General features: G+C 68.6%; 13 protein-coding genes. 12 read left to right on the top strand and 1 reads right to left on the bottom strand.

Annotated features, from left to right (window positions below; translation table 11 throughout):
• Positions 1–13 precede the first annotated feature (13 nt).
• The 10 genes from PQI23_RS09770 to PQI23_RS09725 all read left to right on the top strand — a co-directional run bounded on the left by PQI23_RS09770 (position 14) and on the right by PQI23_RS09725 (position 6,939).
• Complete coding sequence (locus PQI23_RS09770) at positions 14–1,423, top strand: sensor histidine kinase (RefSeq protein WP_339974008.1); 1,410 nt, start codon at positions 14–16, stop codon at positions 1,421–1,423.
• Entirely contained in the window at positions 1,410–2,099 is a 690-nt protein-coding gene (locus PQI23_RS09765) for a response regulator transcription factor (RefSeq protein ID WP_339974006.1), read from the top strand. The genes PQI23_RS09770 and PQI23_RS09765 overlap by 14 nt, the downstream gene beginning before the upstream one ends.
• Positions 2,100–2,126: 27 nt before the next feature.
• Complete coding sequence (locus tag PQI23_RS09760) at positions 2,127–3,107, top strand: siderophore-interacting protein (RefSeq protein ID WP_339974004.1); 981 nt, start codon at positions 2,127–2,129, stop codon at positions 3,105–3,107.
• Between the two features lie 69 nt (positions 3,108–3,176).
• Positions 3,177–3,668, top strand: coding sequence for a pantetheine-phosphate adenylyltransferase (gene coaD / locus PQI23_RS09755; protein ID WP_339974002.1), 492 nt, complete (start codon positions 3,177–3,179; stop codon positions 3,666–3,668).
• A gap of 130 nt (positions 3,669–3,798) precedes the next feature.
• Positions 3,799–4,323 (top strand): YceD family protein, encoded by a 525-nt coding sequence (locus PQI23_RS09750; protein WP_339974000.1) that lies wholly within the window; start codon positions 3,799–3,801, stop codon positions 4,321–4,323.
• A gap of 13 nt (positions 4,324–4,336) precedes the next feature.
• A complete protein-coding gene (rpmF, locus tag PQI23_RS09745; RefSeq protein ID WP_010157795.1) occupies positions 4,337–4,540 on the top strand; it encodes a 50S ribosomal protein L32 in 204 nt (67 codons plus the stop codon).
• Positions 4,541–4,613: 73 nt separating this feature from the next.
• Entirely contained in the window at positions 4,614–5,282 is a 669-nt protein-coding gene (gene rnc, locus PQI23_RS09740) for a ribonuclease III (protein WP_339974067.1), read from the top strand.
• Positions 5,275–6,222, top strand: coding sequence for a bifunctional DNA-formamidopyrimidine glycosylase/DNA-(apurinic or apyrimidinic site) lyase (mutM, locus tag PQI23_RS09735; protein ID WP_339973997.1), 948 nt, complete (start codon positions 5,275–5,277; stop codon positions 6,220–6,222). Before rnc ends, mutM begins: the two co-directional genes overlap by 8 nt.
• Before the next feature lie 172 nt (positions 6,223–6,394).
• The gene (locus PQI23_RS09730; RefSeq protein WP_339973995.1) at positions 6,395–6,607 is read left to right on the top strand and encodes a hypothetical protein; all 213 of its coding nucleotides are present in this window, start codon (positions 6,395–6,397) and stop codon (positions 6,605–6,607) included.
• Between the two features lie 65 nt (positions 6,608–6,672).
• Positions 6,673–6,939, top strand: coding sequence for a hypothetical protein (locus PQI23_RS09725; protein WP_339973993.1), 267 nt, complete (start codon positions 6,673–6,675; stop codon positions 6,937–6,939).
• Here the strand turns inward: PQI23_RS09725 and PQI23_RS09720 are convergent.
• Positions 6,929–7,510: a chorismate mutase gene (locus PQI23_RS09720; protein WP_339973991.1), complete on the bottom strand. Its 582-nt coding sequence runs from the start codon at positions 7,508–7,510 to the stop codon at positions 6,929–6,931. The two genes, PQI23_RS09725 and PQI23_RS09720, sit on opposite strands and share 11 nt — an antisense overlap.
• An 86-nt stretch (positions 7,511–7,596) precedes the next feature.
• Between PQI23_RS09720 and PQI23_RS09715 the strand changes: the two genes are divergently transcribed.
• Complete coding sequence (locus tag PQI23_RS09715; protein WP_339973989.1) at positions 7,597–7,992, top strand: DUF4260 family protein; 396 nt, start codon at positions 7,597–7,599, stop codon at positions 7,990–7,992.
• 108 nt (positions 7,993–8,100) lie between these two features.
• Complete coding sequence (locus PQI23_RS09710; protein ID WP_339973987.1) at positions 8,101–11,847, top strand: chromosome segregation SMC family protein; 3,747 nt, start codon at positions 8,101–8,103, stop codon at positions 11,845–11,847.
• Positions 11,848–11,888 lie beyond the last annotated feature (41 nt).

Here is an 11,888-nt window from a genome sequence, read left to right as displayed (position 1 = left end):
TACAGTGAACGGTATGACGCCGGATGCCGAGGTGCGCCTCCCTCGCCCGCCCGGAGTGATCCGGCGGGCGTTCGCCGCGCACCCCCGCGCCGTCGACATCACGATCGTCGTCTGGTACTTCATCGGGAGCGCCCTGGGCTTCACCCTGGACATCGCGACGTCGACGACCTGGGACGAAGCCACGGGCGCGAGCTCGTGGACGGGGGTGCCGGAACACCTCACCTGGCCGTGGGTGCTCATCGCGATCGCGCGCATGCTCATCATCGCGGCTGCGCTGCTGTTCCGCCGTCGCTTTCCACTCACCGGCCTCATCACCATCGTGGTGGTCACATTCGGCGAGCAGGGTATCCAGGCGCTCGCCAATGGTGTGGCACTCATGTTCCTGCTCTACGCCGTGCCGGTGTTCCGCAGCGTCGCGGCGGGCTGGGTGGCGTACGGGATCGCGGTGGCCGCAGGGCTGCTGCAGTCCGCGCTGTCGTTCTGGCGCGGCACGACGGACTTCGAGTCGACGAGCCCGGCGAATCTGCTCGCCGCCGAATCGAGCGCAGTGCAGAGCATCGGTGAACTGATCACGATCTCGATCATCAGCGCGATGTGGCTGCTCGCGATCCTGTTGCTGGGCATCAACCTCGGCAATCGCCGACGGTACATCGCGGCAGTGATCGACCGCGCGCATCAACTGGCGCGGGAGCGCGACCAGCTCGCGCAGCTCGCCGTAGCGGAGGAGCGGTCGCGCATTGCACGCGAGATGCACGACATCGTGGCGCACTCCGTCTCGGTGATGATCGCGCTGTCAGAAGGCGCGGCTCGCGCGTCGGAGCGGGCGCCCGAGGCCGCGGCCGACGCGATGCGCCGGAGTGCCGAGACGGGCCGCACCGCGCTCGCGGAGATGCGACGACTGCTCGGCGCGCTCCACTCGAGCGGCGACGAGGCGGATCTGCTGCCGCAGCCGGGCGTCGAGGATCTCCCGCAGCTCGTCGACGGCTTCTCGAAGGCCGGCCTCCTGGTGACGCTCGACGTCGCGGGAGAGGCGGCGGGCGATCGCGGGCAGGATCTCGCCGTCTACCGGGTGGTGCAGGAGGGCTTGACCAACGTGCTGCGCTACGCGGGAACCGGAGCGCGGGTCCGTGTGGAGCTCGAGCGGGAGACCGACCGCACGACGGTGTTGGTGCGCGATTACGGCCCGGCGCCCGGCGCCCCGCAACCGGTCGCCGGGCTCGGATCCGGCCGCGGCTTGACCGGGCTCGCCGAGCGCGCCCGCGTGTTCGGGGGCAAGATCGAGTCGGGCCCGGTTCCGCCCTCGGCCGGCGGCGGGTGGCGCTTGTGGGCGGTGCTTCCCGTGAGTGCGGCTGCGAGCGGCAGCGAAGCGTCAACCGAACCGAACCGCCACTTCATCGAGAGGAGCGCCGATGAGCGCCGATGAGATCCGCGTCATGCTGGTCGACGATCAGGAGCTGATCCGCACCGGGTTCAAGCTCGTACTGCTGGGCGAGCCCGGCATCGACGTGATCGCCGAAGCCGCAGATGGCGCAGCGGCGCTGCAGCGGCTCGACGACCTCGGGCCCGGAGGCTGCGATCTCGTGCTCATGGACGTGCGCATGCCGGGAATGAACGGCATCGACGCAACCGCCGAGATCGTGCGACGCTTCCCGGATGTCAGGGTCGTCGTGCTCACCACGTTCGACCTCGATGAGTACGCCACCGGGGCCATCCAGGCTGGTGCGAGCGGCTTTCTCCTGAAAGACGCGCGACCCACCGAGCTGATCGATGCGATCCGGAGAGTCGCCGCCGGTGACGCCGCGATGGCGCCCAGCGTGACTCGCCGGCTGCTCGAACAGCTGCGCACCGGCGTCGGAATGGAACTCGGTGCGACGCAGGCGGAAGCCGCTCCCGAGACCGATGCAGCGCTGGAGGCCCTCACCGAGCGAGAGCGCGACGTGCTGCGGCTCATCGCCGAGGGCAAGAACAATGCGGAGATCAGCGCCGAGCTGTATCTCTCGGAGTCGACCGTGAAGACGCATGTCGGGCGCGTGCTCGCCAAGCTCGAGCTGCGCGACCGCGTGCACGCGGTGATCTTCGCCAAGCAGCACGGCCTCTGAACCGCCGCACACCCCAGGGAGTCAGTTGTGAGTACGTCCGCCTACCGCCTCTTCGACGTCGTCGTCACGGAGGTGAGCCGACCGTCGCCGGGTTTCGTGAGAGTCGTGCTGACGGGTCCCGAGCTCGACCGATTCGGCTTCGTCGGTATCGACCAGCGTGTGAAACTGCTGCTCCCGAATAGCCGGGGGCGCATTCCCGAGCTCGATGACGGTGACGGCTGGTACCAGTCCTGGTGCGCGCTCGATGACGACGAGCGCCCACCCATGCGCACGTACACCCCGCGGGCCTTCACCCGGGAGGTCGACGGACCGCGGCTCACGGTGGACTTCGCCCGGCACGCCGCCAACCCCGGCCCCGCCTCGGCGTGGGCCGAACGTGCCGCGGTCGGCGACGCGATCGCGATCCTCGGACCGGATGCGGGGCACGGCGGGCCGAACACCGCCGTCGGGTGGATTCCGCCGCGCGATGCGCGCCGCTTCCTCATCGTCGGCGACGACACGGCGCTCCCGGCGATCGCGGGCATCCTCGCCGCGCTCGATCGGGGCGCGTGCGCGCACGTGATCCTCGAAGTGGGCGACGCCGCCGATGCCGCTCTCCTCGACGCAAGCGAACTGCAGGCCGAGGGGCGCCTCGAGGTGACGGTGCTCGAGCGAGACGAGTCGGATCGCGGTGCTGCGCTCGTGGCAGCCGTGCGTGCGCTCGACCACGTCTTCCCGGGGGCGCCGACGCGAGCCGTTGAACCGGCGCGGGCGTCTCGCGGATCCTCGCCCGCCGACCTGCGGGAGATCGACGTGGACCGCGACATCCTGTGGGAGGTTCCGGGGATGGACGCGGCGACGGGGGCACCGCTTCCGGAAGACGCGAGGCGCTCGGAGGGCTATGCGTGGCTCGCGGGTGAGGCCGGTGCGATCAAGCTCATCCGTCGTGAGCTCGTCGGTGAACGCGGCATCGATCGACAAGCCGTCGCCTTCATGGGGTACTGGCGCCGCGGTCGTGCCGAGAACTGACCATGCCCGGCTGCACGGTTTCGGTGCATTCTCAAGAAATCATCCGGCGCCGAACTCTAGGCTGAAGGCATGACGAAAATCGCTGTGGTTCCCGGCTCCTTCGACCCGGTGACGATGGGGCACCTCGATGTCATTCTCAGGGCCGCCGGCATCTTCGACGAAGTCCATGTACTGGTGGTGCACAACCCGAACAAGCACGCGATGCTGCCGATCTCCGAACGCATGACGCTGATCCAGAAATCGCTCGAGGAAGCGGGTGCGCCGGAGAACATCACGGTCGCCTCCTGGTCGGTCGGGCTGCTCGTCGACTACTGCACCGAGGTCGGCGCCTCGGTGCTCGTGAAGGGCATCCGCTCGCAGATCGACGTGTCGTACGAGACTCCGATGGCGATCATGAACCGGAGCCTCGCCGAGGTCGAGACGGTCTTCATGCTTCCGGATCCCGCCCACGCTCATGTCTCCAGCACGCTCGTGCGGCAGGTCTCGGAGATGGGCGGCGACGTCAGCCCGTATGTGCCGGCGTCCGTCGCGCGGTTCCTCGATCGACGTCGCCCGGCGTGACGCGCGTGCGACCGGGTTCGCCCGCCGCGAAGACCGGAGCACGCCATCACCGCCGCGGTAGAATGGATCGGTGAGCAACAGTCGAGTCTTCGAGGAGAACGTCCGCGACATCATCAATCGTCCGGGGGAGATGCGCGAGCGGTCGCGCACCCTGGCGGTGCCGGAGAAACTCGGCGAGGGCCTCGCGGCGATTCCGGAGGGCGCCGAACTCGACCTCGACGTGCGTCTCGAATCCGTGCACGAGGGCATCCTCGTGTCTGCAGAGGTCGCCTCGACGATGCACGCCCAGTGCGGCCGGTGTCTGAAAGAATTCACCACGCCGTTCGAAGTCGAGTTCCAGGAACTTTTCGCGTATACTCCTACGGAGGCCGACGAGTATGAGGTTCACGGTGATCACGTGGATCTTGAACCTCCGCTCCGAGACGCGGTAGTGCTTGCACTGCCGTTCCAGCCTGTGTGTCGTCCGGACTGCCCGGGTCTCGATCCCGAGTCCGGTGAGCTTCGCGACACCGAGGCTGCAGTGGTGAACAGTGCGGATATCGATCCGCGGTGGGCGGCACTGGCGGGTTTTGCTCCTGAAGGTGCACGGACCAATGCAGTCGAGGCTGAAGTAGACCACGGCTCGGGTGAGACTCCCGAGTCCGCAAGCAAGTAGGAAAGAGAGCATCATGGCTGTTCCCAAGCGGAAGATGTCGCGATCGAACACCCGTCACCGTCGTTCGGCATGGAAGGCTTCGGCACCCACCCTGGTGAAGACCGAGGAGAACGGTCGTACCGTCTACAGCCTCCCGCACCGCGCTCGTGTCGTCGAGGATTCGCAGGGCAACGCCCTCTTCCTCGAGTACAAGGGCCGCAAGGTCGCCGACGCCTGAGTTGACCCAGAGCGTTGCAGAGCCGTCGGGCTCCCCGGTTGGGGACCCCGGCGGCTTTCTCCATGCCTTCGGCGTGCAAGCCGATGCCGAACTGGTGCAGCTCGCGCTGACGCACCGGTCGTGGGCGTACGAACACGGGGGAGCTCCCCACAACGAGCGCCTCGAATTCCTCGGGGATTCCGTGCTCGGCCAGGCGGTCACGGTCGAGCTGTACACGACGTTCCCCGAACTCAGCGAGGGCGAGCTCGCGAAACGCCGTGCGGCACTCGTCTCCACTGTCGCGCTCGCCTCCGTCGCGCGCCGGCACGGCCTCGGCGCCATGCTGCGCCTCGGCAAGGGCGAGGAGCTCACGGGCGGGCGGGACAAGGACTCGCTGCTCGCCGACGCCGTCGAGGCGATCATCGGCGCGGTGTACCTGTCGACCGACCCGGCGACCACGACAGCCTTCGTGCTCGAACTCGTGGCGCCGCTGCTCGACGACGCAGACCGCTTGCTTGAGGCGCTCGAGTCGCTCGACCCGAAGACCTCGCTGCAGCAGGAGGCTTCTCGTCGCGGTCTGCCGCACCCGCCCTACGAGACGACCGGCACGGGCCCCGACCACGACCGCCGGTACACGTCTCGCGTGATCCTGGACGGGGTCACCGGGAACGGCGAGGGCACGAGCAAGAAGGCGGCCGAGCTGGCCGCCGCTCGCGACGCCGTCACGCGCCTGCGAGTGCCGGCCAAGCGTCGACGTGCCTGAGCTCCCCGAGGTCGAAGTCGTTCGCGCCGGACTGGCTCCGGCAGTCACGGGGGCGCGCGTCGCGGCGGTCGAGGTGCGAGACCCTCGCGCGCTCAAGCGTCATCTGCCGACGAGCGGGGACGATGGGCTTGGCGGCCACGGCGTGACGTTGAGCGCTGCGGCAGGTGCGGCGCGCAGCGCCGACTTCGAACGACGGGTCACCGGCGTTCGACTCGGGGCACCCGAGCGTCGCGGGAAGTTCATGTGGATTCCGACGTCTGGGATCACTGCTGACGGCGCGCCGCTGGCGCTGCTCGCGCATCTCGGCATGAGCGGGCAGCTCCTGCTGCGCGCGCACGGTGCAGCCGATGATCGGCACGTGCGGATCCGCATGTGGATCGAACACCCGCAGCACGGCGAACTCCGCGTCGACTTCGCGGATCAGCGGCTGTTCGGCTCGCTGGCCCTCGACGCACTGAAGCCGATCGGGGATGGCCCGGGCCTCGTTCCGGCGCAGGCGGCGCACATCGCCCGCGATCCACTCGACCCGGCATTCGATGACACGGGCTTCGTCGCCGCGCTGCGCAATCGCGTGACCGGGGTGAAGAAGCTGCTCCTCGATCAGACCCTGATCAGCGGCGTCGGCAACATCTACGCGGACGAGGCGCTCTGGCGGGCGAGGGTGCACCCCGAGACTCCTGGAGTGGCCGTCGGCCCGCGCAAAGCCGTCGAACTGCTCGCGGTGCTGCGCGCGGTCTTCGCGCAGGCGCTCAGCGAGGGCGGCACCAGTTTCGACGCGCAGTACGTGAACGTGAACGGGCAGGCCGGGTACTTCGCGCACTCGTTGAACGCATATGGACGAACCGGGGAGCCGTGCGCCCGGTGCGGCACACTGATCCGTCGGCTGCCGTTCGGTGGACGTTCGTCGCACTTCTGCCCGCGCTGCCAGCGACGACGCTGAGCTCGCTACTGGTGCTTCTGGTGTCTGGAAGACCGGCGGGTCTCCTGGGCTGCGAGCCCTCGTGCTGCTCTAGGCTGACGACATGGTGAGGCGAGCGTGCATGCCGCGTAGTGAGGATGGTTCGCCCGGCGGCGGAGCAACCTCTCGCTTCGGTCTCGCTTGCAGACGCGGCGTGAAGGTCTTCGGGGCGTTCTTCGCCGCGGCGGTCGTTTTCTTCGTTCTCACATTCGCGCCGTTCAAAACCGCGAACGGACTCGAAGATCTGCCTCTGCCCGAGTGGGTCATGCTTTCGCCGACCCTCGTGCTGCTCGGTGCGGGGGTGATGGCGGCCCTGATCGTGATGGTGGTCGATCTTATACGCGATCGATCTGCGCACCGACAGTGAAGTTCCGACCGCGGGCCACGGGCCGCATTTACTTAGGGCCCTAAGTATTCTGCTACCCTGAAAGCGTGCGTGAACGAAAGCGGCGACTCTGGCATGCGACCCCGTGGGATGGGCAGCCCGGGTTCTGGGCGGCGTGGCGACGCTTCTTCTACCAGTTCGAAGGCACGGCGCAGCTCGGTGATCCGAACGAGCCCGCATACGTCCCTCCGGCCGACCCGAAATGCCCGATCTGCGGGCAGCTCGTCAGAGACCATCGGATCGACCGGGGCGGGCCGGGCAAGCCGACCTACATGAAGTGCCCGCATGAGGAGCATTCGCGCGTCAGCGAATGAGATCCAGAAGGTCGCGTACGCGCTCGAGTTCTGCGGCATCCACGTCGTTGAGATCCTCCGCGCCCTCCGCCGCGGACGACGCAGCTGCGAGCACGATCTCGGCCTCGGCCGCTCGCTCGCTCGCGATCAACAACTCGCCCAGGGCGACCGTCGCGCGCAATCGAAGTGAGAGATCAGGCGTTGTGTCGAGCAGGCGGATCAGCTCGCTGGTCGCTACGGCGGCCTCGCCCTGATCCGCCGATGAGAGGGCGCGCTGCAGCAGGAGCTCGGGGTTGTCCGCGCCGTCGTGCGCTCCGCGCTGAACGTCGAGCTCGAGCGAGATGAACGCCGCGATCAGCGCGCGATACGCGGCTTCGACGACGTCGGGCGATGCTCCCTGCTCCGCTGCGAACGCGCGAACCTTCTCGATGACCTGCGCGACGCGGGCGGGCGCTCGCACAGCCGCCGCATCGGCCTTCAGCGATCCCGCGCGAATCACACACTCCTGCCGCTCTGCGATCAGCGCGACGATACGTCGGTCGATCGAATCGATACGGCTGCGAACCTCGGCGAGGGCATCGGGCGCGGTCATGCGTCCAGGGTACTGCGCTGCGCCCCGTGCGTCGCGAGAGCGGCCGAGCCGAGTCCGTGCAGCCGTGCAGCCTTACACTGGTCAGCATGAACTTCATGCGTCTGAGCTGGGGAATGGGCGCTGCGGTCTGGTTCGCGGTCATCGTGCTGGTGTGCATCGCACTCGGCCCCGCTGCCGTAATCGTCGCCCTCGTCTTCGGGCTCGGACCGGATCTCACGCTCGTCGGCGCATTCGCGGAGCGCGGTCGCCTGAAGCCCTCGAGAGTGCGCCTCTACAACACCGCGCATACGATGACGCTGCCGATCGCGCTGCTCGTGATCGGCCTCGTCACCTTCTTCATCACGGGCGGCGTCGACGGCGGGTTCGTCTACATCGCCCTCGCCGGGGCCGCATGGTTCGTGCACATCGCAGCGGATCGCGCCTTCGGGTTCGGCTTCCGCGATGCCGACGGCACGATCATCCCCGTCGGCTACGTCGTCTAGCGCGCCCGAGGCGAATCTTCGGGCACGGGGAGTGCCACGCTCGCCGCGCTTCCACCGTGCCATACAGTAGGCAGCAGTATTCGCGCGGGTGAACGGGAGGGAGACGGCGTGCATCTGAAAAGCCTCACCCTCAAAGGCTTCAAATCGTTCGCGCAGCCGACCACCTTCCAGTTCGAGCCGGGCGTCACCGCCATCGTCGGGCCGAACGGCTCGGGCAAGTCGAACGTAGTCGATGCGCTCGCGTGGGTCATGGGGGAGCAGGGGGCCAAGACGCTCCGCGGCGGCAAGATGGAGGACGTGATCTTCGCCGGCACGTCGACGCGCGGCCCGCTGGGTCGAGCCGAGGTTCGGCTCACCATCGACAACGCCGACGGGGCGCTGCCGATCGAGTACACCGAGGTGACGATCAGCCGGACGCTGTTCCGCAACGGATCGAGCGAGTACGCGATCAACGGCGAGTCGTGCCGCCTGCTCGACGTGCAGGAGCTGCTGAGCGACTCGGGGCTCGGCCGCGAGATGCACGTGATCGTCGGACAGGGCCAACTCGATGCGGTGCTGCGCGCAACCGCGGAGGATCGCCGGGGGTTCATCGAGGAGGCCGCCGGAATCCTCAAGCACCGCCGCCGCAAAGAGCGCACGCTCCGCAAGCTCGAAGCGATGGAGACCAACCTCACGCGTCTCAGTGATCTCGCGGGAGAGATTCGGCGGCAGTTGAAACCGCTGGGCAGGCAGGCCGAGGTGGCCCGCGCCGCCCAGGGCATAGCGGCGGAAGTGCGCGACGCGAAGGCGCGTCTGCTCGCCGACGACGTGCACCGCCTGCGCACCGAGCTCGAAGCGCTCGCGCGCGACGAGTCGGAGCAGCACTCCGAACGCATCGTGCTGCAGGAGCAGGTCGAGCAGAAGCAGCTGCGCATGCAGCGGTTGGAGCAGAGCCAGCAGAGCGACGAGCTCGACGCCGCTCGGCGGGTCACGATCGGTCTCGAGTCGGTGCAGTCGAAGCTGCGCGGGCTCTACGCCCAAACCCAGCAGCGGCTCACCTTCCTGGCCACGCAGGCCGAAGCGCCCGAGCAGATGCATCGGGTGACGCGGTCTTCGGTCGACGATGCGGCGGAGGAGGCGGCACGGCTCGAGGCGCTCATTCCCGAGGCTGAGCTCGCCTGGAAACGCGCCGGTGATGCGACGCGCGCAGCGCAGCAGGGACTCGACGCCATCGACGAGCACATCGCTGCGCAGAGCGAGCTCGTCTCGAAGCACGATCTGCAGCTGTCGCAGCTTCGGGGGCGAGCAGAGGCCGCCGAGCAGAAGCGGGTCACCGTCGCGCAGGAGGTGGCTCGACGCGAGCAGGCGGTCGCCCAGGCCGAATCGCGCGCCGCAACCGCTCGTCACGAGCTCGCGGCGTTCGAAGAGCGTGAGGATCTCGAAGGCGATGCCGGGGGAGAAGCAGCGGGCGAGGATCAGGATCAGGCGTATCGCGTAGCCCAGGAGCGGCACGCGGCCGCTGAGCAGCGCCGCGACGAGGTGCGGGATCGGCTGCATCAGCTCGCGCAGGAACTCGCGGGACTCGAAGCTCGGGTGAGCGCGCTGACCCGATCACTCGATCAGCGCGATGCTTCGGCCGCCCTGCTCGTCGAGTCGCCGGAGGGCATTCGCGGCCGGGTCGCCGATCACGTGCGGGTGGCCGAGGGCTTCGAAGCCGGGGTGGCCGCGGCGCTCGGAACGTTCGCGGATGCGCTGCTGGCTGAGCATTCCGGCGCCGCGGGGGCTGCCGTCGAGCGTGCGCGCGTGCAGGATCTCGGCAGACTCCGAGCGGTGATCGCCGACGCGGCGGAGCAGCGACTATCGGAGGAATCGGCCGCTCGGGCGAATGATCCAGTGCTCGAGATTCCGGGACTCTCCCGGGCGAATGACGTGCTGCTCGACGCGCCCTCCGGTGTGCGGGCGCTGCTCGAGCGGAGTTTCATCGCTGCGGACCTGGAGGCTGCGATGGCCGCGGTCGTCGTGCTGCGGAAGACCTGGACGAGTGAGAGCTTCACCGTCGTCACAAGCGCCGGGGACGTCGCAACCGCGAATACGCTGAGCGGGGGATCGAGCCTCGCGCCGTCGCGCATCGAGCTGACCGCAGAGCTCGAGCAGGCCACGCAGCGTCGGTCCGAGGTCGCTGCGTCCGTCGCCGAGCACGAAGCGGAACTCGCGGATCTTCGCGCGGCATCGGCCGCTGCGAAAACCGATGCTGAGCACGCGGTCGCCGAGCTCAGAGCTGCCGACGCACGTCTCGCGGCGGTCTCGCAGGAGCGCAACCGGTTGTCGACGCGCGCCGAAGCTGCCGGCGCCGAGGCCGAACGCGCGAAGCAGTCGCTCTCGGCGGTCGCAGAGTCTGCGGAGGGTGCCGCAGCCGAGGCCGAGCGCGCCAACCAGGCACTCGAAGAGGCGGCGTCCCGACCGCGACCGATCCTGGACGCGGGCCAACGGGACGGACTCGCGCGCGAAGTCGAGCTCGCTCGTGCCGCTGAGTTGGAGGCGCGCCTCGCCCTCGAGACCGCTCGTGAACGGGCACGGGCCGCCGCAGCGCATCGGGAGACGCTCGGCGAACAACTCGAAGCCGAGCGCCGCGCTGCCGAAGAAGCGGCACGACGCGCGGTGCTGCGCGCGCGCCAGGTGGCGCAGGCAGAGCGCGTGGCCGGAATGCTCCCCGCGATCCTCGACGCCTCCGATCGCTCGCTCGCCGAAGCTCGCCTCGCGCAGCAGCACGCCGAAGCCGAACGCGCGAAGCACAGTCAGGAGCTGACGCTGCTGCGTTCAGAGGAATCGGTACTGCGCCAGAAGCTGCAGTCGCTCGCGGAGCGGGTGCACGGCGCCGAGCTCAAGAGCTACGAGCGCAAGCTGCAGCTCTCGGCCCTGCTCGAGCGCTCCGGCAATGAACTCGGGCTCGTCGAGGACGTGCTGGTCGCCGAGTACGGGCCGGAGGTGCCGATTCCGGAGTCGGCCGGCGAGGAGGCGCCCGCTGAGCCGGGGCTCGAAGCCGGTGCTGCGAACGCGCCCGAGCCCCGTGAATATGCGAACGACCTCGAAGCCCAGTTGGCCGCAGAGCTCGGCCTGGATGATTCGGCGCATCGCGGCGCGGACAACACGTCCACCTCTGGAGCACCTGACGACTCCGACGATGCGAAGCGCTCCGCGGTGCGAACGCGTCCGTTCGTGCGAGCCGAGCAGGAACGTCGGCTCGCTGCAGCCGAACAGCGTCTCGCAGAACTGGGGCGCATCAATCCGCTGGCGCTCGAGGAGTTCGCCGCGCTCGAGCAACGGCACAGCTTTCTCACCGAGCAGCTGCAGGACCTGACGAAAACCCGCACCGACCTCCTGTCGATCATCGAGGAGCTCGACCAGAAGATGCAGGGCATCTTCGCCGCGGCGTTCGAAGACACCCGAGCCGCGTTCGCCGAGGTGTTCCCGATCCTCTTCCCGGGCGGCTCGGGCGAGATCGCCTTGAGCGATCCCGAGGACCTGCTGAACACCGGCATCGACATCGCGGTGCGCCCCGCCGGGAAGAAGGTGGAGCGCATGTCGCTCCTCTCCGGCGGCGAGCGCTCACTCGCGGCGGTCGCGTGGCTGATGGCGATCTTCCAAGCCCGCCCGAGCCCGTTCTACATCGTCGACGAGGTGGAGGCCGCCCTCGACGACGCCAATCTGGGTCGGCTCCTGCAGGTGTTCGAACGTCTGCGCGAGAACTCGCAACTCATCATCATCACGCACCAGAAGCGCACGATGGAGATCGCCGACGCACTCTACGGCGTGTCGATGCGGCAGGACGGCATCTCCGCGGTCGTCGGGCAGCGCGTCGGGAAAGAAGTCGCCTGACGGTCACGACTTGATGACGCCTCGTCGGGGTCGTTCTCGCG

Source organism: Leucobacter sp. USCH14, from assembly GCF_037619215.1.
Taxonomy (GTDB): Bacteria; Actinomycetota; Actinomycetes; order Actinomycetales; family Microbacteriaceae; genus Leucobacter.
This window is presented reverse-complemented; position numbering and strand designations above follow the sequence as displayed.